Source organism: Halobacteriovorax sp. RT-2-6 (genome assembly GCF_047085025.1).
GTDB lineage: Bacteria > Bdellovibrionota > Bacteriovoracia > Bacteriovoracales > Bacteriovoracaceae > Halobacteriovorax_A.
Window position 1 is genome coordinate 800202 of sequence record NZ_JBKIYH010000001.1, and the last position, 24448, is coordinate 824649.

The 24448-nt window shown below is 37.8% G+C and carries 25 protein-coding genes; 9 read left to right on the plus strand and 16 right to left on the minus strand.

From position 1 onward, the window contains the following. Positions 1 to 123 precede the first annotated feature (123 nt). Together ACMAYS_RS03635 and ACMAYS_RS03640 are read left to right on the plus strand one after the other, a co-directional pair. Entirely contained in the window at positions 124 to 735 is a 612-nt protein-coding gene (locus ACMAYS_RS03635) for a TetR/AcrR family transcriptional regulator (RefSeq protein WP_412462759.1), read from the plus strand. A 32-nt stretch (positions 736 to 767) separates the two neighbouring features. After that, positions 768 to 2246 (plus strand): N-acyl amino acid synthase FeeM domain-containing protein, encoded by a 1479-nt coding sequence (locus tag ACMAYS_RS03640; RefSeq protein WP_412462760.1) that lies wholly within the window; start codon positions 768 to 770, stop codon positions 2244 to 2246. 97 nt (positions 2247 to 2343) lie between these two features. Here the strand turns inward: ACMAYS_RS03640 and ACMAYS_RS03645 are convergent, their stop codons facing one another. The 8 genes from ACMAYS_RS03645 to sucC form a co-directional block, all read right to left on the minus strand. Beyond that, a complete protein-coding gene (locus tag ACMAYS_RS03645) occupies positions 2344 to 2817 on the minus strand; it encodes a CarD family transcriptional regulator (RefSeq protein ID WP_233189682.1) in 474 nt (157 codons plus the stop codon). A gap of 136 nt (positions 2818 to 2953) precedes the next feature. After that, entirely contained in the window at positions 2954 to 4345 is a 1392-nt protein-coding gene (locus ACMAYS_RS03650) for a sensor histidine kinase (RefSeq protein WP_412462761.1), read from the minus strand. Next, a complete protein-coding gene (locus ACMAYS_RS03655) occupies positions 4320 to 4799 on the minus strand; it encodes a hypothetical protein (RefSeq protein WP_146037770.1) in 480 nt (159 codons plus the stop codon). The genes ACMAYS_RS03650 and ACMAYS_RS03655 overlap by 26 nt, the downstream gene beginning before the upstream one ends. A 60-nt stretch (positions 4800 to 4859) precedes the next feature. Next, positions 4860 to 6215, minus strand: coding sequence for a sensor histidine kinase (locus tag ACMAYS_RS03660; RefSeq protein WP_412462762.1), 1356 nt, complete (start codon positions 6213 to 6215; stop codon positions 4860 to 4862). Beyond that, positions 6208 to 6687: a hypothetical protein gene (locus ACMAYS_RS03665; protein ID WP_392991491.1), complete on the minus strand. Its 480-nt coding sequence runs from the start codon at positions 6685 to 6687 to the stop codon at positions 6208 to 6210. The genes ACMAYS_RS03660 and ACMAYS_RS03665 overlap by 8 nt, the downstream gene beginning before the upstream one ends. Before the next feature lie 97 nt (positions 6688 to 6784). Further along, the gene (ndk, locus tag ACMAYS_RS03670) at positions 6785 to 7213 is read right to left on the minus strand and encodes a nucleoside-diphosphate kinase (protein WP_103216869.1); all 429 of its coding nucleotides are present in this window, start codon (positions 7211 to 7213) and stop codon (positions 6785 to 6787) included. A gap of 42 nt (positions 7214 to 7255) precedes the next feature. Further along, a complete protein-coding gene (sucD, locus tag ACMAYS_RS03675; protein ID WP_021266725.1) occupies positions 7256 to 8131 on the minus strand; it encodes a succinate--CoA ligase subunit alpha in 876 nt (291 codons plus the stop codon). Next, positions 8131 to 9303 carry an ADP-forming succinate--CoA ligase subunit beta gene (gene sucC / locus ACMAYS_RS03680; RefSeq protein ID WP_103216868.1) on the minus strand — a complete coding sequence of 391 codons (1173 nt, stop codon included), beginning with the start codon at positions 9301 to 9303 and terminating at the stop codon, positions 8131 to 8133. Before sucC ends, sucD begins: the two co-directional genes overlap by 1 nt. 205 nt (positions 9304 to 9508) lie before the next feature. On the opposite strand from sucC, the gene ACMAYS_RS03685 reads away from it, so the two are divergent. Then, positions 9509 to 10351: an MBL fold metallo-hydrolase gene (locus ACMAYS_RS03685; protein ID WP_412462763.1), complete on the plus strand. Its 843-nt coding sequence runs from the start codon at positions 9509 to 9511 to the stop codon at positions 10349 to 10351. Here the strand turns inward: ACMAYS_RS03685 and ACMAYS_RS03690 are convergent. After that, positions 10343 to 11686, minus strand: coding sequence for a DUF4339 domain-containing protein (locus tag ACMAYS_RS03690; RefSeq protein WP_103216866.1), 1344 nt, complete (start codon positions 11684 to 11686; stop codon positions 10343 to 10345). The two genes, ACMAYS_RS03685 and ACMAYS_RS03690, sit on opposite strands and share 9 nt — an antisense overlap. Before the next feature lie 23 nt (positions 11687 to 11709). Between ACMAYS_RS03690 and ACMAYS_RS03695 the strand changes: the two genes are divergently transcribed. Next, positions 11710 to 12585, plus strand: coding sequence for an arginase family protein (locus ACMAYS_RS03695; protein ID WP_412462764.1), 876 nt, complete (start codon positions 11710 to 11712; stop codon positions 12583 to 12585). Here ACMAYS_RS03695 and ACMAYS_RS03700 read toward each other — a convergent pair. The 5 genes from ACMAYS_RS03700 to ACMAYS_RS03720 all read right to left on the minus strand — a co-directional run bounded on the left by ACMAYS_RS03700 (position 12577) and on the right by ACMAYS_RS03720 (position 18230). After that, complete coding sequence (locus ACMAYS_RS03700) at positions 12577 to 13008, minus strand: hypothetical protein (RefSeq protein ID WP_103216864.1); 432 nt, start codon at positions 13006 to 13008, stop codon at positions 12577 to 12579. The two genes, ACMAYS_RS03695 and ACMAYS_RS03700, sit on opposite strands and share 9 nt — an antisense overlap. After that, the gene (locus ACMAYS_RS03705; RefSeq protein ID WP_103216863.1) at positions 13008 to 14285 is read right to left on the minus strand and encodes a hypothetical protein; all 1278 of its coding nucleotides are present in this window, start codon (positions 14283 to 14285) and stop codon (positions 13008 to 13010) included. The genes ACMAYS_RS03700 and ACMAYS_RS03705 overlap by 1 nt, the downstream gene beginning before the upstream one ends. 109 nt (positions 14286 to 14394) lie before the next feature. Next, positions 14395 to 15708, minus strand: coding sequence for a cytochrome-c peroxidase (locus ACMAYS_RS03710; RefSeq protein ID WP_412462765.1), 1314 nt, complete (start codon positions 15706 to 15708; stop codon positions 14395 to 14397). Positions 15709 to 15781: 73 nt separating this feature from the next. Next, positions 15782 to 17524 carry a DUF885 domain-containing protein gene (locus tag ACMAYS_RS03715; RefSeq protein ID WP_412462766.1) on the minus strand — a complete coding sequence of 581 codons (1743 nt, stop codon included), beginning with the start codon at positions 17522 to 17524 and terminating at the stop codon, positions 15782 to 15784. 460 nt (positions 17525 to 17984) lie between these two features. Beyond that, entirely contained in the window at positions 17985 to 18230 is a 246-nt protein-coding gene (locus ACMAYS_RS03720; RefSeq protein ID WP_021266900.1) for a hypothetical protein, read from the minus strand. A 34-nt stretch (positions 18231 to 18264) separates the two neighbouring features. On the opposite strand from ACMAYS_RS03720, the gene ACMAYS_RS03725 reads away from it, so the two are divergent. The 4 genes from ACMAYS_RS03725 to ACMAYS_RS03740 all read left to right on the plus strand — a co-directional run bounded on the left by ACMAYS_RS03725 (position 18265) and on the right by ACMAYS_RS03740 (position 21004). Further along, on the plus strand, positions 18265 to 18807 hold the full coding sequence (locus ACMAYS_RS03725) for a YceI family protein (protein ID WP_158246784.1): 543 nt from the start codon (positions 18265 to 18267) through the stop codon (positions 18805 to 18807). Between the two features lie 133 nt (positions 18808 to 18940). Further along, the gene (locus ACMAYS_RS03730) at positions 18941 to 19765 is read left to right on the plus strand and encodes a hypothetical protein (RefSeq protein ID WP_103216859.1); all 825 of its coding nucleotides are present in this window, start codon (positions 18941 to 18943) and stop codon (positions 19763 to 19765) included. A 475-nt stretch (positions 19766 to 20240) separates the two neighbouring features. Beyond that, the gene (locus ACMAYS_RS03735; protein ID WP_412462767.1) at positions 20241 to 20711 is read left to right on the plus strand and encodes a hypothetical protein; all 471 of its coding nucleotides are present in this window, start codon (positions 20241 to 20243) and stop codon (positions 20709 to 20711) included. A gap of 59 nt (positions 20712 to 20770) precedes the next feature. After that, a complete protein-coding gene (locus ACMAYS_RS03740) occupies positions 20771 to 21004 on the plus strand; it encodes a hypothetical protein (RefSeq protein ID WP_412462768.1) in 234 nt (77 codons plus the stop codon). A gap of 108 nt (positions 21005 to 21112) precedes the next feature. Here the strand turns inward: ACMAYS_RS03740 and ffh are convergent, their stop codons facing one another. Then, entirely contained in the window at positions 21113 to 22555 is a 1443-nt protein-coding gene (gene ffh / locus ACMAYS_RS03745) for a signal recognition particle protein (RefSeq protein WP_392991479.1), read from the minus strand. 11 nt (positions 22556 to 22566) lie between these two features. Beyond that, positions 22567 to 23235: an HAD family hydrolase gene (locus tag ACMAYS_RS03750; RefSeq protein WP_103216856.1), complete on the minus strand. Its 669-nt coding sequence runs from the start codon at positions 23233 to 23235 to the stop codon at positions 22567 to 22569. 64 nt (positions 23236 to 23299) lie between these two features. Here ACMAYS_RS03750 and ACMAYS_RS03755 point away from each other — a divergent pair, with 64 nt between their 5' ends. Then, positions 23300 to 24385 (plus strand): tRNA dihydrouridine synthase, encoded by a 1086-nt coding sequence (locus ACMAYS_RS03755; protein ID WP_412462769.1) that lies wholly within the window; start codon positions 23300 to 23302, stop codon positions 24383 to 24385. Positions 24386 to 24448 lie beyond the last annotated feature (63 nt).

Sequence of the window (24448 nt, forward strand, 5' to 3'; positions counted from 1 at the left end):
ATCTTATTATCATAGTTTAAAACAGCGAAATTGAGTTATCATTAATATAACCAAGTTAGTTTTTGTAAACTCGATAGAAAGTTTATATGATAGTAAAAATTCGAATTGTTATTAGGGTTTATTATGAGTGTAGGTGAAACACCTAAAGGTGAAAAAAGAAAGATCGCGATCATTGAGACAGCAATCGATCAGATGGCGCACAAAGGTATTGATGGTGCATCTTTTCAAAAGATTGCAAATACACTTGGAGTTAGCCAGTCTGCAGTTTTTCACTACTTTAAAAATAAGTCTCAACTCTTTCTTGGAGTTCTCGACTTTATCGTTACAAAGAACCACGCTAGAGTCATAAGCACAATTTGCGAAGAAGATACTTCTTTAACTAAACTAAAAAAGCATTGTCTTGCTAATTTCCAATGGCTCATTGACCGTCCCAATGAGGCAAAAACGATTCTCTATCTTTACTATCGCGCTTCTATCGACAAGAAGGTTTCACAAACTGCTGCCAACCTCATTCACACCGGTAGACAGAGGATAATTGACCTCGTTCGTAGCGCTCAAAAAGATGGGCAGCTCGCAAAAAACCTAAACCCTGAGCTTGCTGGTCAGGCCATTCATGAATTTCTAACAGGTGCTATCATCCAGATATTAAGCCTTTATAATGTAATTGATCCAAAAGAAGAGGTTGAAGCCTACACAAAAAGGCTTGAGACGTTAATTAACCGACTAAACAACTAAAGAATTGCCGTAGAATTTCCGAAAAGCTATTGGTGAAGATTCTAATATCTTGTGTATTTTCCATTCTAGTTGTTCTTAGCTTTATTCTTAGTAAAGACGAAGTTGCACGCCGCTCAATTGCAAGTGTAAATAGGCCAAATTCTTGTCTCGAGGCCATTTCTGAATTTGTTAATTTTGGAGCGGATCCTAAGTATGACACAAAGGTTGCACAAATCATGACTTATCTGAAAGATAAGTATAAGGGGATCAACCTTTCTTATATCCATCGTTCAGGACTAGATCGTAAGATAGAAGATGGCCACTTAGTTTTCACTACTTTAAGAGGGAATTTAAAAGTTCCTCTTAATCAGCAGCATCTTATTAAGGCCGATAAAGTAAAGGCGGTAACTCCCCTTTCACAACTGAGCGACTATCATCAAAAGCAATATGAGAATAATATTTCAAAACTTTATAAGTATCAAAATGATATCAGCACTATTATTTATGAAGCTCATAAGAAAGATGAAAAAGAAATAACAGATTATCTTCTAGGTGAATATCAACGAATCAATACTCTTATCAAATTCTACCGTGGAGAATTAGATTACGTCCCATATGCACAACTTGGAGATAACCCTTATAAGTTACACGAGCCAGTTCATGTAGACTCTCAAGGAAGAACAAGAACTCTTGTACATTTTGATAACTCGAGCTCAACGAGCAACTCTATCTTTAATATTTCTGTAAATGAGAGTGAAGAGATAAGTTACCAAACGATGTTTGCGAACTTTTTAAATAGCTTAAACTACAATCAAAACTTTTTCTCACCTCAAAGAATGATCAAAAAGATTCAAAGCTTTACCTATATGGATGATAATGAAGTGAAGGCATCCTTTCATATGATTGATGCTATCAGAGACTATGAATCACGTCCTGAACTAGTCAGTACCGTGAGAGACTTTCTTTTTAATGAATACAAGAATCGTCTAAATATCGAAGACCAAGACTTAGATAAGCTTAAAGAAATAACGGAGCAATTAGAAAGTCGTACAATCGTTCTTGCAGCAGCTCGAAACTCTCAGATAAAATATTCATTTAAAGGTCATGATGATTCTGGTATTCGCTACCTATCTAGAGAAAAAGATTCGATCGATATTTCGGGAACAATTTCAATTACTCTTTCAAAAGAAGTAAATCAGAAGCTTCCTCTTGAGATCTTTACTGGCCATGAGGTAGAAAGACAAAGAGGTGAAATAATAGCCGAAATTGGACGTTTTGCAGTGGATGGGAATGATTCCATTTTCAATGCAAATGACTTAATAGCGGCCGTTACATTTGCGGCACAGAAAGTAGAGGGCCTTGATCGCATTGTCATAGAAGCTGATAAAATTAGGGCCCGCTCATTTAAGCGCTGGGGCTTTAAACCAATTCACGAGCGAATCAATTACGAAGGAAATACTGAGTACATTATGGAAGTTACACCAAAAGAGTTACTCGAAAATGTTGAAAAAAGATATTTTGAAAGTCTTTGAAAAAAAATAAAGCGCTTGCAAGTTACCCCACAAACGCTTATTTCACACACACAACACAAGAGAATAAGTTCAAAAGAACCTTGAACTTATAAAGCTATTAATTAAAACAGCTCTCAATTTGATTTTTTACTTCAGTTTTCTCTGCCCCGTTCTTGATTGAAATCTCTTGAACAATTAGGTCTCTACACTGCTCAAGCATTTTCTTTTCACCGAACGAAAGATTCTTCTTATTCTTTAATAAGAAAAGTGATCTAAGGACATCAGCAATCTCAATAAGTGAACCAGTCTTCACTTTTTCCATATAGTCTCTGTAACGACGGTTCCAAGTTGAATTATCAACTGTTACATCATGATCATTAAGAAGCTCGTAAACTTCACTGATCTCTTTTTCGTCGACGAGTACTCTAATTCCATCTTTGGAATTCGTAGGAACCATTACAGTCATTCCATTAGCTACAACTTTAATGATGTAGAATGAAAGACTTTGTCCTCCTACCTCGCGATCTTCGATGTCCACAATTTGTCCCACACCGTGGCCAGGGCAAACTGCGTAATCTCCAATGTTAAACATTTCTACCTCCAAGGGTATTTTCTCTCCCATTGAATATACTACGACGCAGCATCAGCCTCAATGAGCCTTGTAAGATTTACATATGATCTTTGAATTTTAGACAGTTCGTTGTAGAGAAACGACCCAATAATTTCAACTACTTATGTTTAGCTGAGTTACGATAAAGAGGAAGCATGATCTCAAAAGTCGTATTCTCCTCTTTATTAAGATATTTAATGTGGCCATTCATCGACTCAACGATCTGAGTACTAAGGGCCAAACCAATGCCCATACCGGCTTCTGGCTTAGTTGTATACATATATGCAAAGAGCTTCTTCTGATCCTTAAGATCAATCCCTTTACCTGTATCAACAATATGTATGATCAATTGGTTTTCACTATTAGATTTATAGCGAATCGTAATTCGCCCTCTTTCCATCTCTTCAATTGCATCAACAGAATTGGAAACAAAATTTGTGAGCACCTGAAGAATCTGAACTTCCTTTCCCCAAATCTGACAACCTTTACAGTCACCTTCAATATTCAAAGCAATATTATTTGCACTACATTTATGAATAACAAGCTCTTGTAGCTGATCAAAGAGCTTATCTACATTAATTGCACTATTGTTTAGATGATTAGAGTTCTTAGATAAAAGCTTGATCCCTTTAATAATTTGATCAATCCTTTGGGCCTGATTCTTAATCATATTAAACTTTTTCTTCTCTTCTTCATCAGCAGTGTTCTTCTCTAGTCTTTTCACACTCCACAGAAGTACAGTAAGAGGATTATTAATTTCATGAGCGACATTGGCCGCAAACTCACCTAGATTTGCCAGACGATAATTATTAACAAGCTCAACATTCTTTTCTTCAAGCCTCTCATCACTTCGAATTTTTAAAACAAGGATGACGAGGAAACCAATAAGGCAGATAGTTAAACCGGTAAGAGAAGCTAAGTAAACAGCACGCTTAAAGTCAAAAGAGTTGGTGATATCGCCATAGACATAGGCAGAGATTTGCCAAAACTCACTTTCAAGCTCTAAGTTCAAGTCACTGAGTCGCTCTAGAATTAGAATTGAGCGAGCAATCTCCTTAAAGTCATTTTCCGTAAATTGATAGCCATCTACACTCTCGGCCCTCGTAAGAACTGTCTCAATAATACCACGAGCAGACGTGAGGATTTCATTTGCAACCTTCAGGTAGTCTTGAAATGATTTCGTTTCATACTCATCTAAAATAAAAGCTTCACTCTTTAGTGCACTAATTTGTCCAAAGCTAGCATCAATTCTTAAATAGGCATCTTCGAGATTATCAATTGTTGGTGAATCTTTAAATTTTATAAGTTTTTTATGAGTGTCATGAATAGCGTAGGCCACATGAAAATAAAGTCTAGCAACAACTCTTGAGTTAAAAAGTCTGTGCTCTTCCTTATCAAAAATTCGAAGCCCTGCTCCAAATCCAGCAGAAAGCATCAAAACGAGAATAATTAAGAAACTATAGAATAAATGCTTATTAGAAAGCTTACTCATAGACGAATTCGATCTCATTTATCATCCAAATCCAGTCAGCTCCTTCTTCAGTAATCTTATCTTTTGAAATGACCCCTAAGTCTTTTCTAATAATTCTCATAGGGCCAAGCTCTGAATTTTCAAGCCACTTCCCATCCTGCTTATACATAATATAAGTCGTTTTAGAACGTTCAACATTTCTTTTAATATGAACTTTATAAAGATTAATGGCCTTAAGTTTCACGGACGTAGCTGTAGGCGCAAAATAAACAAACAGACTCTCAAGAGAGAAAGCAGTTACCTTTATCTTCTTGTGCTGTTGATATGGATCAAAAAAATCAAACTCAACACTTGGGATTTTAGTGAAGTAATCAACCTTCACAACCTTGTCTTCCGTATGAAGTTTTTGATTTAAGATTGCAATTTTTTGTCTAGGTACTTTAGCAATCACGCTAATACTAAAAAACGTAGCGATTAGTAGCAAAATTTTCATAAATAATTTTTATCACGATTAAGTCGATTTGACCAAGTATAAAAGAAATATAGAAACTAATTAGCGATAAAGGGGCAACATGATTTCAAAAGTCGTATTTTTCTCATTATTTAGGTATTTGATATGGCCGTTAAGAGACTCAATGATCTGTGAACTAAGGGCAAGTCCGATTCCCATACCTGTACCAGGCTTACTCGTGTACATATAAGCAAAAAGCTTCTTCTGATCTTTAAGATCAATCCCCCTACCGGTATCGATAATATGAATAAGTAACTGATCTTCAAGATTAGTTTTATACTTAATCGAAATTTTCTTATTATTCATTCCCTCCATTGCATCAATAGAGTTAACAATAAAGTTTGTGAAAACTTGAAGAAGTTGAACCTCTTTCCCCCAGACCTTACTTCCTGAGCAACTCCCTTCAATATTCAAAACAATATTATTAGCGACACATTTATGAATAATAATCTCTCGCAGGTGTTCAAAGAGTTCTTCAATATCTATTGGGCTATTATTTAAGTGATTAGAATTTTGAGAAAGAAGCTTTATCCCCTTAATGATCTGATCAATCCTCTCGGCCTGACCTCTAATCATCGCCAAGTTTTTCATTTCCCCATCGCTGTTATTAACTTTTTCAATTCTTTTTACGCTCCACAATAAAACCGTGAGTGGATTATTGATCTCATGAGCAACATTAGCGGCAAACTCACCTAGGTTTGCGAGTCGATAATTATTAAGCAGCTCAACATTTTTTTCTTTTAGCTCTTCATCACTCCTACTCTTTAAAATAAGCATGATCAGAAAACCGGTCAGACAAATAAATAGACCAATTAAAGAAGTGAGAAAAACAATTCGATTAAATTCAAATGAACCTGCAGCATCCCCAAATACATTTGCAGACAACAGCCATGACTCACTCTCTAGCTTTAAAGTTAGATTATTCAAGCGCTCTAAGATGATTAGAACTTCATCAATTTTATTCAAGTCACTAGCAACATAAGAATATCCCACATTTGACTCAACCTTAAAAAGGAGTGCTTCAATCTTTTGTCTAGCAGTATTAAAGCTACGGTCGACTTCAGAGAGATATTTTAGAAACGACTCTGTATCATATTCAGCAAGAGAGTAGATTTCACTCCTATAGGCCATTGTATGACCAAGGATTGCATCGGCCCTAAGAAAAGCGGACTCAAGGGCTTCAGAACTTGGACTCTTTTTAAATTCTTCAAGGTTCTGGGAAGTGGCATGAATACTTGCGACCACTTGAAAATACAATCTCGAAATAACACGAGCATTAAACAGCTTAGGCTCATCTTTATCAAAGATACGAAGACCGGCCCCTACTCCTGCAGCGATAACAAATATAAAAATTACGATGAAACTGTAAAATAAGTGTTTATTCGAAAATTTATTCATAGATGAAAGAAATCTCATTAATCATCCAAATCCAATCTATTCCTTCTTTGGTAATTTTATCATTCGGAATTATACCTAAACCTTTTCTGATAACCCTTAAAGGACCTAAGTCAGAGTTTTCCATCCAATTTCCATCTTGCTTATACATGACGTAAGTTTTTTTGGCCCTCTCAGTATTTCTTTGGATAATAACTTGATAAAGATTAATGGCCGTTAGCTTTACTGACTTTGCATCTGGAGCAAAGTGCTTGAAAAGATTCTCAAGAGAGAATGCCAACGCTTTATTCTTTTTATTCTTTTGATAGGGATCGACGAAGTAAAATTCTTCACTTGGAATATTTGTAAAATAATCAACTTTTGCAACTTTAAGCTCTTTATGAAGTCGTTGATTCATTATTTTAATTTTTTGTCTTGGGATCTGAGCAAATGCCGAAATCCCGAATAATGCTAAAGACAGTACAAGAGTTTTCATACGTAAACTTAACACGACAAATTCTCTTTATAAACATAAAAAAGGCCTTGTCATAGACAAGGCCTTCTCTCATTATACTTTTAAGATAAAAAGATAATTAGAAACGTGGACAAATTTCATCTTTTTCGAAGAAATAAGCAAGTTCTCTTTCTGCAGAAGCTAGAGAGTCAGAACCGTGAACAGCGTTTTCACCGATTGACTTAGCATATAGCTTTCTTAGAGTATTTTCAGCAGCTTCAGCTGGGTTAGTAGCACCCATGATTTCTCTGTTTCTTTCAACTGCGTTTTCACCTTCTAGGCACATAAGTACAACTGGCGCAGAAGTCATGAAAGCAACAAGCTCACCAAAGAATGGTCTATCTTTGTGCTCAATATAGAAACCTTCAGCTTTCTCTTTTGAAAGGTGAGTAAGTTTAAGAGCAGCGATTCTTAGACCTTCTTCTTCAAATCTCTTAATGATGTTACCGATGTTGTTATCAAGAAGCGCGTTTGGCTTAACGATACTAAAAGTTCTTTCCATTTTAATCTCCTTAAAATTATCTTGCGGAAAATTTCCTAAATTCTTTAATTAAAGGTTCTTTAAAACCTTCTCCATTGTCTCACCAAGCTCAGCTGGAGAACGTGATACAGTTACACCACACTCTTCAAGAATTCTAAACTTAGCTTCAGCAGTGTCATCACCACCAGAGATGATTGCACCTGCGTGCCCCATTCTCTTACCTGGAGGCGCTGAAGCACCAGCGATGAAAGAAACAACTGGCTTACTCATGTTCTTTTGAATCCAACGACCTGCATCTGTTTCTGCAGAACCACCGATCTCACCGATCATGATAACAGCATCTGTATCTGGATCTTTTTCGAAAAGCTCTAGTACGTCGATGAAGTTAGTTCCGTTTACTGGGTCACCACCGATACCAACACAAGTTGATTGTCCGATATCTCTTTGAGTTAATTGGTAAACAGCTTCATAAGTAAGAGTTCCTGAACGAGAGATAACACCAACACGACCTGGCATGTGGATGTGACCTGGCATAATTCCGATCTTACACTCACCTGGAGTGATAACACCTGGACAGTTAGGACCAATTAGTCTTGATTTTGAACCTTTAAGAGCTGCTTTTACCTTAACCATATCTAGGATAGGAATCCCTTCAGTGATAGCAATGATAAGTGGCATTTCTGCATCGATTGCTTCAAGGATTGAGTCAGCTGCGAACGGAGGTGGAACCATAATCATGGCCGCATTCGCTTCCGTCTTATTCATAGCTTCTTTGATTGTATTGAAAACAGGGAAACCTTCGTGAACTGTTCCACCTTTACCTGGAGTTACACCACCAACAAAGTTAGTACCGTAATCTCTTGATTGTAGTGAATGGAAAGTACCTTGCTTACCTGTAAAACCAACAGTGATTAGTTTTGTATCACGATTAATAAGAATGGCCATTACGCCTCCCCTTTTGCTGCTTCAACTGCTTTCTTTGCAGCATCAGCTAGATCTTCAGCAGCGATAATTGCAAGATCTGATTCATTTAATATTTTCTTACCTAGAGCAACGTTTGTTCCTTCTAGACGTACTACTAATGGAACTGTAAGTTCTAGTTCTTTTGCAGCTGCAACAACACCTTCAGCGATAATGTCACATTTCATGATCCCACCAAAGATATTAACTAGAATTGCTTTTACGTTCTCATCTTGAAGAATTAGAGAGAATGCTTTTTGAACAGTTTCTTTTGTTGCTGATCCACCAACGTCAAGGAAGTTAGCTGGCTCACCACCGTGTAGCTTAATGATGTCCATTGTACCCATTGCAAGACCTGCACCGTTTACTAGACAACCAATATTTCCATCAAGCTCAATATATGCTGCACCAAATTCACTTGCTGCAAGTTCTTTATCACTTTCTTCAGTTGGATCTCTTAGTTCTTGAACCTCTGGATGCTTGAAAAGAGCGTTTGAATCAAAGTTTAACTTTGCGTCTAGTGCTAAGATATCACCTTGCTTAGTTTTTACTAATGGGTTGATCTCTGCAATTGAACAGTCATACTTCATGTATAGATCGTAAAGACCTTTAAAGAAAATTGAAGCTTCCTTCACTTCTTCTTTTGTCTTAAGACCAATTCCGTATGCAAGCTTTCTAGCAACAAATGGAGTGAACCCAGCTGCTGGATCGATTGCTACTTTAATAATTTTCTCTGGAGTATTGTGAGCAACTTCTTCAATTTCAACTCCACCTTCTTCAGAGGCCATCATTGTAACTTTACCAGTTGCACGGTCTAGAACAACACCAGCATAGTACTCATGCTCGATGTCACATCCTTCTTCGATGAATAGTGTGTGTACTTTCTTTCCTTCTGGACCAGTTTGGTGAGTAACAAGAGTCTTACCTAGAATATCGTCAGCGTGTAAGCGAACTTCTTCGATTGACTTTGCAAGCTTAACACCACCTGCTTTACCACGCCCACCTGCGTGAATTTGAGCCTTAACAACCCAAATATTTCCACCTAATTTTTCTGCAGCAGCAACTGCTTCATCAACAGTCTTCGCTACTTCACCTCTAAGAACCTTCAGGCCCATATCTCTCATTAAACCCTTGGCCTGGTACTCATGTACGTTCATTAAAACTCCTAAGTTTTTTGTCTATGAAATATTCATGATTTTACTGGCTTATAATAGAGGGCAAGACCATATCTTTCTAGGTGAGTCGTGTCATTTTCCCCAAGTTTTTTGTGCATTAAATGATTAAGATTTAGAACTGAAGATTTATTCACAATATAACGCTTACAGTCTTGTAGCAATTTCTAAACTTTCGCACAATTATGACATGGAAAACATACTTATTAGCCCTGGTAAATTTAGATTAGACGGTGGTGCCATGTTCGGCATTATTCCAAAACCATTATGGAACAAGGTTCATCCTGCGGATAATGACAACCGCATTGACCTCGACCTAAGACTTTGGATCATCAAGGACCAAGATCGCATCATTATAACAGATACGGGAATTGGCGATTATCACGGTGAAAAGTTTGATGAGCAATTCGATGTTCGCCAAGAACACTCTCCTTTAAAGAAGGCACTTGCCGACAAGGGAATTGATTGTGCAGATGTGACAGACCTTGTGATCTCTCACCTACACTTCGACCATGTTGGTGGGATGGTATATAAAGATGAAAATGGTGAATTTGCACCGGTCTTTCCAAACGCTACGATTCACCTTCACAAAGACCACTGGGAATATGCACTTAATCCAACGTTAAGAGATAGTGGCTCTTTTCATAAGCAATACTTTAAAGAAACAATTGAAAGGTTTGATAAAGCTGGACGTGTTCACTGGCTCACTGGAAAAGAAGGTGAAATTTTAAAATTAAGTAATGATAGCCTTCGTTTTAAGTGCTCTTATGGCCATACTCCTCACCTTATACACCCATATACAAATGAATATATCTATCTTGCCGATCTAATCCCAACATCAAATCACGTTCACGTGCCTTGGGTAATGGGCTATGACATTGCTCCTGGGCAGACGACTGTTGATAAGATTGAATTTCTAAAGATGATTGTAGAAAAAGATCTTCGCGTAATTTTTGAACATGACCCTAAATATGCCAGTGCAAAGATTACGCAAAATGAGCGCGGAAAGTATATTCCAGTAGACTTAGAGTAGCTTTTGAATTTCTGCTTGAATATCATTCTTTGAAGACTGAAAAATCACGCGGTCATCATCCATAAACTTTCTTAGGTAGAGACGCTTTTTCTTATTTAGCATTCCATAGCGAGACAGCTTATCAGTAAGCTTCACACTCCAAGCACTTATATCTTTACCCAAAGAGTGTATTTCATTTTCAAGTTTCCTCTCTTCACTAGAAAGTCTTGCATCATTAAGATCATAATTCGATAAAATAATACTCTGTAACAAAGGTGCAATATTTTTTGCATATCGTTGCTTAAATTCTTTATGAGCCAACCATCCACTAACCTGACTAAGAGAAAGACGATAGTGAATTGACATCGAAGAAATGAGGGCCTCTAGTGTTCTAAGCTTTTCATTAATTGCAGCAATATTCTTTTTTGAAGCAACAGTCTTCTTTTTCTCAACTTTTGTAATTTGTGCAATATATTTTTCACGTGTTTCAGGAACAAGGAATACTTTCTTTTCTAAAACTTCACGGTTTGAACCAGTCCCAAATTTGCTCTTAATATTATCCAATAGTCCAAGATAATCGTAAATGAAAGTTACAGCATAAGAACCAGGTATGAAGTTTTGTCCTTCCTCTAATGTTAGATCCTTAAACTCAATAATTCCGCCTTCTCCAATATTATGGGCCTTTACAAGAACATCCCCACGATGTAGCTCATCAGGTTTTCGATGAAGAATGAGCTCAACACTTACTCTCCTTTTAAATGGAAGCTTTATATAAAGAGCAGACATATCCTTATTAACAATTAAATGTACATCATTTGCACTAACAGGCTTCTTAAATTCATTTAGTGCACTAATAGAGATATTTTTTAACTCAACTTCTTTCACTTTAGGGCCTGCGGCCATGTAGAAACTGATAACCACAACAACTGTTATGATAAAACTTGCAATAACTGTTGTATAAATTGGAAACTTACTAGGTAACTTAATGTCTGCTGCGACATCAAGTTTCTCGCTACTATCTTCTAACTCACGTTCAAAATCGTCCTCATCTTCAATCTCTTCCTCTAAAGGAGGTGGAGTATCATCCTCATTGTAGTCATCAAAGAACTTCGCTTCGTGTATAGGAATCTCAGGAAGATCATGATCTTCATCTAAAACCTTAGACTCATAATAAGATTGGGCCTCATTACGGGCAACTTGAATGACTGCAAAGACAGGCTTCCAATTCTTGGCCCCTTTGCGCCAGCAAAGTTGATAGGATTTAATTAGACCTTTATCATAAAAGTCGATAATATCTTGAGCGTTGAATGGTCCCTTATTTTTGCCGGACTGATTAATATACCAATTTTTTTGCATAGTTATACTTTAAAGGAAGTTACATGGGCTGGAAAGAAATAGATGACAATCTTAACAAAAGAAAATCACAATCTATTGCCACTCGCTTTAAAATTGATGACTTTAATTCACAGCAAGCTCTTCTACTAAGTGAGAACGACCTTGGTGTTGTGAGAAACGGTGGCCGCCGCGGCGCCTCTCACGGGCCAAAAGTAATCCTTTCTCAGCTAAAGAAATTTGCCGATCATAATAGCCTCAGTGAGCTTGGGATAATAAGTATCGCCAACCAAGGACAGTTGGACTTTGATAAAATGCAGGCCCAATCAATCGAGAAAATAAAGAAGATAAAAGCAAAGAAATTAGTTCACCTTGGTGGAGGCCACGACCATGTCTATCCTCTTGCCATGGGTGTTGAACTAAAGAATCCACTTCTAATCAATATTGATGCCCACCTTGATACAAGAAGTGATGATGTCTATCATTCAGGGACTCCATTTCGCCAAGTGGCCAATCAGAAAGAAGTCAAAATTTTGCAAATTGGAATTCATCAATATGCAAACGTGCCTCAAAATTATGATGGTATGAAGATGGATATTATCGATACGAAAAAGCTCAAAGAGTTATCTCTTACTTTTAGCGACACTAGCTTTATGAAAGAGATCTACGAAAAACATGATGGTGATATTCTCTTTAGTATCGATGCAGACGCTATTGCAGCTAGTGATATGCAAAGTGTGAGCGCTGTAAATCACGACGGAATCCCTCTTGAGTTTTTAAGAAAGCTTGTTTCTCAATATAAAGAGTATACAGCGAGTAAAAAACAGATTTTAGGAATTTACGAATACAATCCGTTATTTGACGAGTTATCGACAAAGGACGCACGCGCCCTCGCCTCACTCATTTATGATTTCTTAGTTTGATCTTAATTGGATAGTTTTCTTCAAGTCAGTTTGTGGGTCATTAATTTTAATGACCTTCTTTGAAATATCCCATTTTGGATTATCAACTTTTTTAGATCCTTCTTGAGCTTTATATTCCCAAGGGTAGTCTCCAATAAATTGATTTTTCTTCTTATCAAAGATGACTGCGTAGTAAATATCTATTAACTGGAAAGTACCCGCTGAACCTGCGTAATAAATTATCAATTCATAATTATCACCAACAGACTTAGTCTCAGTAACTTTACTTTTTCCAGTACGTTTTGTGATTTTTGCCTTAAGTGTTTTCGAATCTTTTTTCTTAAGCCAGAAGTCACCTTTAATATTTACAATTGACCAGTCACTAACACCAGCGCTAACAATTGTTTGAAATAGAAATGTTGTAATTAATAGTATCTTTTTCATTATGACCTAAACGGTTTCTTTACAGTCCAATGCCAATCGTCGCCATCAACGATCTTTCCATCTGTATCGATTGGTTTATAAAAAATATGGCGTTGTCTTTTCCAACTTTTCGCAATCTTCTTACGATCACTTGCATTGTTTTCATTATACATTGGGTTTGGCTGTCTTAGAAGATTTCCATCAACTTGAACATTTAACTCCCAATTATCTTGATTTGCTCTAAAGTTATCTCCCCAAGCATCATTCGTTGGAAGCATCCAGTTTGCATGGTAATGGTAAACATGATCAACATCTGGCTTCGGCTTAAAATTGGCCGTTCCAAATTTCATATAAGCATCAATGGCCGTATCAAACTCTTGATTTCGACCAGGAAGCATCATTTGTCTCCAATTATCTTCATTATGGTTATACATCGAGAATTGCCATGGATCTAAAGCAATATCGAGAGCAGTCGTACTACCTTCTTTACCAGCACGAGATGCATCTTCATTCGAGTTACGAACACGATTATCAATAACCTTCATGATCATCATCATTTCTTCAGGGTGTCTTTCACCACCATTGATATCACGAACAAGGATTCCAGCTTCACCTTGAGCAGTAAAGATCATAGCGGCAAAGTGCTGCTCTTCCGGTCTTAAATAACGGTAGAGGTTTTTAAATATTTGCCCACGATTTTTTAAAGAACCCTGACGTGTAATTGAGTTTTGGATACTCCTAATACATTGTCCAAGCTTTGACTTAGTATTGCTATCGCTTGAAGTTAATGAATTACGGTTTTCTAAGACCTCGCAACCGGCCTTCCACTTTTGATTACTTGTAATGATATTCTTAGGCTCTTCAAAAATTTCGCCAACATAAACAGGACGGTTTTCAGATAAAATATCACTACCTTCACAAGGCTCAATTGGAGGATTCCCTACTTCATCAATAGTACGGTTTAAGCGGATATAGTTGTAGGCCGTTGCCATATCAAGGGCCTCTTTAAGATATCGTTTCGTTACATGATAAGTCTTATCTTGCTCAACTCCGTCGACTTCAAGTTTAATTCGATAGGCCCAATTATTTTGACCAACAATACGAACCTTTATACTCTTATCACTTCCTCTCTTTGGGGCATCAATTCGGTGGGAGTAACCTGTTTCAGGATCAAGAATATCAAATGAACGGACAACATCGAATTGAACATCCGTCACTCCTTCGTAATTCTCATCTGTTACAAGAGCATAAGTGCTTGAAATTGCGACTATGCTTAAAAATAAAATCAACTTTTTCATCAACTTCCCCATAAGTTTAACGCGACAATAGTTATTGTAACACGTTGCGAAGATATTAATGAAATATGGGCGAAATCTGCTTGTTTATACAAATTTCGCTACCAATTTTTTAAGGCATAATTTTCTGGAGATCTTTCTTATCAGTTAATCCGTACTTCAAAAAGTAGACTAAATCGCTTTTTTGCGAGTCATTGATACGAATCAATTGATCTTTAAGGATCATGTCTGCTGCATCTTTCTTTTTAAAGAGCATATATTGATTTGTTTCAACAAAGAGATTCTTTCCAAAATTCTTCTTAAAAGTGCTTAGTAACCAAGAGCTGTCATACTGATCAATTGCCGTAACACCTGTTCGGTAATGTTCAACAACTTCCTCAAGGCTCCCATATGCGCCCGAATGAAAGTAAGGAGCGGTTAATGCAATATTTCTTAAAGGTGGAACTCTAAATTTATAGCGATCACTTTCTCGCTTGGTTACAAGAAATCGCCCTTCATCATTTCTTCTCGGATCATTCTTACCTGGCCCTATCTGCGGCGAAGCTACTGCTGCAAACATATTCGCACCAAGAAGTGTCCCTGTATGACATCCGATACAGCTTCCAGTTTCAAAGAAGACAACTGCACCACGCTTGGCCTCTTGATTAAGAGCAAAGCGGTTGCCATTTAAGTACTCATCCCACGCCGTTTCATATACTGCAAATTCATGTGTTTCAAAATGAGCAATGGCCTGACCAAAGTGGCCAATATTAAGTTCAGCTTTTGGAGTCCTTGGATAGGCTTCTTTGAACAACTTTTGATACTTAGGCATCTTTAAAAGTCTTCCCATAACGATCTTCCAAACTGCTTCTTCGTTTACGGCGTTGGCAATGTCATTGCTTCCCTTAACGCCTCTCATTTCTTCATGAGAAGTAATTGGAAAAAGAGCTTGCGCAGCAAGGGCACTTCCAAGATTTTCAGTAATATCCCATCGTTCAGGATAATCACCATTTAAGGCTTCAACTGGAGTTGTGTAAACATCCCAATCTTTACGATAGTGAACTCTTCCATCCCAGAACATAAATTCGATATTCTTATCACCTAAGTTATAAAGAGGTTGTGAATTTCGTGGAATAGCATGGCCTTTAGCAATTAAGCGCTCACCTGCTTGCCACTTTCCACCTTCACCAATTCCCACAGGAAGCTTATCACCACTGCCAAATTCAGGCATATGGCAATCGGCACAGCTAATATTGCGATTTCCAGAAATCTCTTTCTCATTAAAGAGCTCTTTTCCTAATTTAAAAATTTGTGGATTCTTTCCTGTTGGCTTCTCAACGGCCTTCATTGAAAAGCGCTCAATATAGCGCTTTAACTTAATATCAAGTTGGTCGGCCTGGACTGCAAAAGCGCTCAGTGCCAATGTGAGGATAAATAAATTTTTCATTTTGTGTGTGTCCCAAAAAATTAATTTTCAAAATATTAGGAAAGAGTGTTTGACACGTCAAACTTTCAACTTCCTAAATCTTACACGACTTAAACTTATCCTTAAAAAGAAGAATTAAGTCGTGTGGCATAAGTCCAAAGGATAAAAGAGTATCATTAAAGCACTTAAGCTTAATTCTTCCGTAATCCTTTTCAATTGATGCCTTAAGTCCCCTAATTTTTTTTAATCCGTGGTAGTAAGCCGTTGCTTGCCCCGGAGATCTATATGCATAACGCTGAAACTCAAGCATTGACATCTCTTTTGAAACACCAAGCTTATTGTGAAAAACCTCAACGACATCTTCAGCACTCGCCATTCCAAGTTGCACACTTGGATCAAGAAAGTAGCGAGCAATACGCCAAAGTCTCATTTCAAGGCCTGCAAACTTCTCTTCTAAAGTTAGATAATCATAAACAAGATCTTCCGCATATAATGCCCATCCCTCTACATTCACAGAATTCATTGCATAACGTGCGCGAATTAAGGAAGTCCTCTCTTCAAGCATACGACTAAATTGTAGATCATGCCCTGGTCTCCCCTCATGTGCAGTTAGAACAGTTGCAGCACTTTCATAAGAGAAGTCATCAAAAGGAAGGCTTCCTGTTGAAGACGTCGGTACAACAAACTCAGGCTTAATACTTCCGTCGTTTCCAATTAGTGGCGGAGGATTTAAGTGAGGAACAGGTTGCGCTCTCGATTCAGCATCCCCGGCCATTCGAATCACTAACTTCTGCTTAGGTAGTGAAACAAGATCATTTTCTGCAATTATTTTTTCCAACTTATCTGCAGCTCTTTCATAAAGCCTCTGAACATCATCAAGCTTTGTTACCTGCTTCTTCTTTAGAAATGTAATAACCGAAAGAGGATCTTCTTTTTTTAGATTATTTTTCTTTGCAATTTGAGATGCTAATTTCTGGTATTCTTTATAAAGCTCATCAAAGTCTTTCTTTCCAATTTTAATTAACTCATCCGCACCAATATCAACACCAGCATCACCTAAGGCAACTTGATATAGCTCTTTTGGTAAATTTGGATTTTGTCGTGCATGTGGAAGAATTTCGCTTCTTATGAATGCATCATACTCAAGAACTTGTTTTTGAAATAATTCATATTCCTTCTGCCAATCAGTACGGCCACTTGATTCAAGCAGTTGCTTTACTCCTGCAACGTAGGCCGGAGAATTTTCGAGGTTCTTTGTAACTTCCCCTATGAATGGATAAATTTTATCTTTATAAAGAGCAAGGTATCGCTTCTCTTCACTAAGCATTCCCATTACATAAGACTTCTTACCTTTTTCAGACATATAGTATTTAAAGCGATCAACCCCTGCTTCCTTTCGATGCTTTGGAGATTGAGGATTAATTAAGCCAAAAAGTGATTGATAGATTGATTCAGAAACATTAGAAGCACCGATAACTCCAAGACGTCTTGAAGTATCAACTCGATTCTTCATTCTCTTGATAACACTTAGAAGAATCTCATAATCTACCTTAAGGTTACCTAACTCAGTTTTCTCTTCTAGTTTCTCTAGTTTTTCAATCCACTGAATAAACAACTTATCATAAGCTTCATCCAGCTCCATTCGGGGGTTTGTCCCTAACTTATCATATTGTTCATAACCAAATGATGAGCCTATTTCAGGATTTAAATCAGAAAGCGCAAATGTAAACTCTTCGGCCAGTTTATCTGACGTTACTCCCCAGTCTTCTTCCTTTTGAGAAAAGCACGAAGTAATAATTAATAAAGATAGAAAGATTAAGTAGCTAAACTTTTGCATTATGACCCTTAGGAAAATATTTAGATTAGAAAAGTTTAATTGCTAGGTACTGGAATGTCTATGTTTGGTATTGGGTTTGCTGGTTTACAGGAATTGCTAACTTCACTTCGTGAAGTGTTGCGGTTGGGTGGTAATTTGGTAAGGGTGTTTTCTAGATTGCATAGTTGGTTCACCTGACCTCCCATACTGGTCGGTCGGCGTTGTTCAGCGTCATTTTGCCATCGTGGCAAATGCCGCTTCCAAAAAAAAAGCCGGATCACTGATCCGGCTTCTTAAAGAGAGACATTTTTGACGGAGTGAAAAAATCCTTTCTTCTGCTCCAACACACACACGTTTATATATAAGCAAGGCCCGTGCCAACTTTTCAAAACCACTGACGCAGCGAAAAGGCATTAATAGTACGTAGTTTCATAAAATGGCGATGTCATATTTATGACTGACACACATTGTCTTTGTGTTATTAAATTGACTTCACTGACTTCAAGAAACGAGACAATTTCATCATCCCAATATCACAAGCTTCAGTTTCATCTTCTGCGTTAAAAACTTGATCCACGTGTTTGAAAATCTTTTTTGTTTCTTTATAGACGATTGCAATATCTGCATTGAATCCACGAGATGTTTTATTAACTTCAATTTGACCAATGAGATTGTCATTATTTTGTAAAGTTACATAAAAATCTTTCGGATAATCATTTTGTTTCATATACTTGATGTATCTAATTCAAAGGAGAAAGACAATGAAATTTATTATTGCTGGGCTCCTCTTTTCTAGTATGACATTTGCAAACTGTTTCGAAGTTAGTAACGCAAATACGAAGATAAAGTGGGAAGCATACAAGACTGCAAAAAAAGTTGGTGTAAAAGGTGAATTTAAAAAATTCGACATCAAGACTACGAAGAAACAAGGTTCTATTGAGGATCTAATTCGTGGTGCACGTTTTACAATTGACGTAAACTCTGTTCACACAAAAGATGCTTCTCGTGATGCAAAGATTGAGAAATTCTTTTTTCAAGATATGAAAATCTCAGGTGTTGTTAATAAAGTTGATAGCAACTACCTTTATGTAGATATGACTTTAGGTGGAAAAACAATCAAGGTTCCAATGAAATACGATATCGAAGATGGTGAGCTAGAGGCAGAAGGAACAATTGATGTTCTTGATTTTGCTCTAGGAAAAAACCTATCTGCTATCAATAAAGCATGTCTTGCCCTTCACGAAGGGAAAACTTGGAACGATGTTCAAGTTTCAATTGAATCTAAGTTCTCAAAGTGTAAATAATATACTCAATTGTGGGTAAAGAAAGTGAACCTTCACTAACTTCACCCACATCTTTTTGTGATTAATTCAATTAACTATCATACTCCCTCTAAGTTCAGGGTCGAACCCTATTTAAGTAAGCTTGGAGGCATATTTGAAAAAGATAGCAACATTACTACTTTCATTGGTCATTAATATAACCTATGCGCAGGTCAATGAAATCTCAATCGAAGAAGCTTCTTTTCTTGATTCCCTATCAAAGAATTTTAAACTTCTTTATTTAAACTCTACATACGCAGAGATCAATTCAAAAGATAGAGATGGTATTACAATGGATCACCTCTTCTACTTTCGTTTAAACCTATCAAAGAATCAGAATATTCGTTGGGTTCCTGTATACACTCAATATATAGGACAAGAAGGAAAGAAAACACTTCAAGGAGAATACGCTTACTCATCATTAAGATGGTACGTAAACAATATCCTAACTGAAGATAAGCACGGAATTAACTTAAACTTTCAAAACCGAAATTATATTTTTGATGGTGAAGATCGCAACAGTGGATACGACTCATATCATAGGGCCTATTTCCTATCATCAAAAACAGTCGCTAACGGAAAGCTAACTTTAGAAGCGAATACTTACTTGCAGGTTTACAATAAGAATGGAAGGAATCCTAATGCAAATGCATGGCGTACAATGTTTGGAACTTTTGCTTTTTACAACTTTAATGACAACTGGTCTCTTGGCTTTGGTGGCGAGTGGTATACTGACCACAGAGATGGTGACAGAAAAGCTGGTGACGATCGTTTCGTCGCTTGGCTACCCTATTTAAGATATGCCAAGGGTGATGGATTTGTTGAACTTTATGCAACTTACACTGCGGCCCAATCAGGTGACAATGACCATGCTCTTATCATTGACGACTTTCACAAGCGTGGAACAGTTACATTGGATATCGGTTATTACTTCTTTTAAATCTTAACAGAATCTCAACTTTGCAAGTGGAGTTGTTATTGTTATTTTCATTGAGAACACAAGAACAATTTCCTCTCCACTTAATTACAATTGCATAGAGTAATCAGGTCTAGAGAACACACTTCGCGGCAAGGCCCCTGAATCTTGCCGCGATTCCAAAATAAATTTTCTTCTTTTCATTCGGTCAATTAATTGTTACTACAAATAAAATTTAGATATATCTGTAGGGGGATATTGAAATTGATTTGCTAGAACATTCGCTTCTGGTGTGTCGCTATATCTTTTATCCAACTACTATATATAACTTTTCATAGAATCAGGTACGCGAGCCTGACTTCTATTTCTCTAAGTATCTGGCGTGGCACTTGTGCCACGTCTTTTCTTTTCCTAATATTCAAATCTTAACAGAAACCAAACTTTTCTTTTGAGTCTTTGGTTGGTACTTAACCAGCATAAATAAAACTCGGAGATTATTATGAAACTTGTTATCGCACTTTTTGTTACACTTACAGCATTTGCTAATACTTACCAACTTTCAAACACTGTAGCTTCTGAAGCTAGCTATGACTACAAAGCTCTAGAAACAATTACACTTACAGATGTTGAGCATCTAAACTCAGACATCTTTGCTAGAACTGTTACTTTTAGAGCAGTACTTAACGGTGAACTAAAGTCATTCACTGGAAAGATCGTTGAGCGCGAAGTTGTTGGTTCAGATTACCTATACAAAGTTCAAGGATCTCTAGACAGAGACGTTGTTGCTAATGGTTACCAATGTGACGAATTTGAAGCATTCAACTATGTTTTCGATGCGCAGCTTGAAGTTAACTTTGAAGCAAAATACAGAGAAGTAAAAATCACAAAAGTTTCACTACTTAGAGAGTACAGCTACGACATCTGTCACGACAGAAAAGAGTCGACAATTACTCCATACATCCTAAAGTAATTCAATACTTCTAAGCGACACTCCGGTGTCGCTTTTTTTTTGCGATGGGAGCAACAGCGATGGACGAAGTCCTAGCAGCGACGAGCGAAGCTCTAGCAAAAGCGATGGGCGCAGCCCGAGCCACAGCGATGGACGAAGTCCCAGCAGCGACGAGCGAAGCTCTAGCAAAAGCGATGGGCGCAGCCCAAGCCACAGCGATGGACGAAGTCCCAGCAGCGACGAGCGAAGCTCTAGCAAAAGCGATGGGCGCAGCCCGAGCCACCGGCAAAGCCGCAAAACAAATTTTGAAATGATATTTAATTCTTTAAGGCTTGCTTCGGATGCTAGCGTAAGACGAGGGAAGGCGTAGTTTGCTACGCCGACCGAAGTCAGGCGCAGCAGACGGAGTGAGACCTAAAGAATTAAAAGAAGCCACCGCCCCAAGGGCCGCCCTTCTTGCGAGGCTTTTTCTTCTTGCCACCAAATCCAGGAAGATTAGGCATTCCACCTCCCCCCATTCCTGGCATACCAGGCATCCCCGGCATCGCTCCACCTTTCATCATTTGAGAAAGGCCACCCATCATCTGCTCCATCTGCTTAAACTTAGCGATAAAGTCACGAACCTGTGCTTCTGTATTTCCAGAACCACGAGCAATACGCTTGATGTGAGAATCCTTCATTATCTTATAATTGTCGCGTTCCTTTTTTGTCATCGAGTTGATGATAACGCGCATTCTTTTCATTTCATTTTCAGCAGGTGTTAAATCCCCTACTTGCTTAAGCATGCCCCCCATTCCAGGGATCATCTTCATGATTGATGCCATTGAACCTAAGTTCTTCATCATATCCATTTGTTTCATGAAGTCGTTTACAGAGAACTTTCCTTTCTCTAAACGTTTCATCATGCCTTCAGCATCATCTTTGTCTATTGCAGCTTCTGCTTTTTCAACAAGAGTTAGAACATCTCCCATATCAAGAATTCGTCCAGCCAGACGATCCGGATGAAAGAGTTCAAGGTCTTTCATTTTCTCACCTGTAGAGATGAACTTGATTGGAACTCCAGTTACGTGCTTGATTGAAAGTGCGGCACCACCACGAGCATCAGAGTCCATTTTTGAAAGTACGACACCAGTAAGCCCTACAGCTTCGTGGAAGCTCTTAGCAACGTTTACGGCCTCTTGACCTGTCATTGCATCTGCAACCATAAGAACTTCAGGATTAAGTCCCTCAAGGCTTTGACGAACTTCTTTAATTTGTCCCATTAGCTCTTCATCAACGTGAAGACGTCCGGCCGTATCAATGATAACAATTTCTTTACCGTGCTCTTTTGCATAGGCCATTGCCTCTGCTGCAATATCTTTCGGATGCTTTCCTAGATCAGAATCGAACCAGTCCATATTCATTGACTTAGCAAGAGTAATTAGCTGATCTTTAGCGGCAGGTCTGAAAGTATCGGCAGGAACAAGAAGAACGTTCTTCTTTTCTTTCTTTGTTAGGAAAAGTGAAAGCTTACCAGAGAATGTTGTCTTACCTTGACCATTTAGACCAACAACTAGAATTGGAGTAATACCGCCTTCAACAAAGTTAAGCTCAGTATTTGTGTCTCCCATCGTTTTTGCAAGTTCATCGTGAACGATTTTAATGAACTGTTCTTCAGGATTAACACCTTTGATAACTTTCTCACCAAGAGCTTCTTCTTTAACGTTGTTAATGAAATTCTTTACAACCTTAAAGTTAACATCAGCTTCTAGCAGTGCAGTCTTTACAAGTTTTAGAGTATCCTCAATATTGCTTTCAGTAATCTTTCCCTTACCCGAGATATTCTTAAACGCTTCTGAAAACTTATCACTTAAATTATCAAACATTCTTGTCGTCCTTATTTTATTTTATTCAAAATTATATCTAAACATTCACTTGGGTGCGTGGCCCAGTAGTCAGCACTATGCTCACCAAAGCCATCTTTAGTTATCCCACTCTCCCATAGAGCGCCAATTGATTCAACCCCAAAACCCTTTGCTCCTTGAGTATCCGTGTAGCTATCACCAATCATAAGAATCTTATTCTTTGGCATATCTTCAAGCATCTCACTTAACCCCTGCGGGTGTGGCTTAGGAGTCGTATCATCAAGACATCGTAACTCTAAAAAATGCTGAAGGACATTTTGGTCGTCTAAAATTCTTAACGTTGATCTGCGATCACGTGCCGTCCAAACATAGAGTTGAAATTCGTGATCAAGAAGATCTAAAATTAGTCTCTTCATTCCATCAAAGAGTTTGTAGTTATTGCTCTGCTTTGCCGTCACTTCTTTCCAAGTCGTCATGAGCTTGTTTCTTTGTAGTTCAGAGTTCACAGGATCAAGACCAAACTGATTTGCTGTGTAAACAAGATCTGGCCCATATTTTGAACGGGCCTCTTCGATCGTGACATCACGATTTAAAATAATCGTCATCATCTCGGCCACAGCGCAGATTACGGCCTCTTTAGATGAAACTAAAGTACCGTCGCAATCAAAAACAATATATCCTCTTGGATTTTCAAAAAACATTAGTAATTATTTCCAAATTATTGAAATATGTTGACCTAATTCTAGCTACTTGCTAAATAAACGCATGGCCAATAATCGCACTTTTTCACCATCTCTTCAAGCTAAGATTGACACTCTAATGGCACGTCGCCCAAAGGTCAAACTTGGTAATATTTCATTTGATTCACCACTTCTACTTGCTCCAATGAGTAGTATTTGCACAGCTCCATATCGTTTATTGATGGAAGAGCTAGGATGTGGTGGGACAGTAAGTGAATTGGTGAGCTGTCACGGGATTAACTACAAGAATGAAAAGACGGTGAAAATGCTTGAGATTCACCCACGAGAGAAGAATATTGGTCTGCAGCTATTTGGTGAAGATGGAACGGCCATGGCCGAAGCCGCAAAAGTGGCCGAAGAAAGACAGCCGAAATTTATCGATATCAATATGGGTTGTCCTGTTCGTAAAGTTGTCACAAAAGGCGGAGGATCTGCTCTTTTAAAAGATACTTCTAAGCTTGGAAAATTCTTCAACCAAATGAAGAATGCAATCGAAGTACCTTTAACAATTAAGATTAGAACTGGTTGGGATGAGAATTCAATTAATGCTGGGGAAGTTATTCATATTGCAAAAGAAGAAGGTGTTGAATTCGTTGCTATCCACGGTAGAACAAGAACTCAGGCCTATAAAGGATTAGCAAATTGGGATCTTTTAGAGAGTATTGCTGAAACATCTCCCCTGCCAATTATTGGAAATGGAGATCTTCACTCGGCCCCTATGACAAAGCAGCGCCTAATGGCAACTCGCTGTCAGGCACTGATGCTTGGACGTGGACCTCTTAGAAATCCATTTATTTTTCTCGAGAGCTTCTTAAACGAAGATGATGAGATTACATTCACACCAAGTGACTATCTTGAAGTTATCGAAAGATTCCGTGAATACATGGAAGAGTACACTGATCGAGAAAGAACTGTTCTTATCACACTTAGAAAGAATATCGTTTGGATGGCCGCAGGCTTTCCAAATGTAACTCACTTTAGAAATGTCATGTTCCAAACACCTGATATCGAAGAAACGATGAAGGTAACTCGCGAATATTTCGATGCCATAAAAAATGATCACAAGAAATTGGATCTAACTCAAGCCTTCATGGCCGGCGGACACGGCTAAGACTCCGAAATCACTTCTCATACTAAAGTTTTCCACTTGAAATGTCGAAGAGGCGTTAGTGGA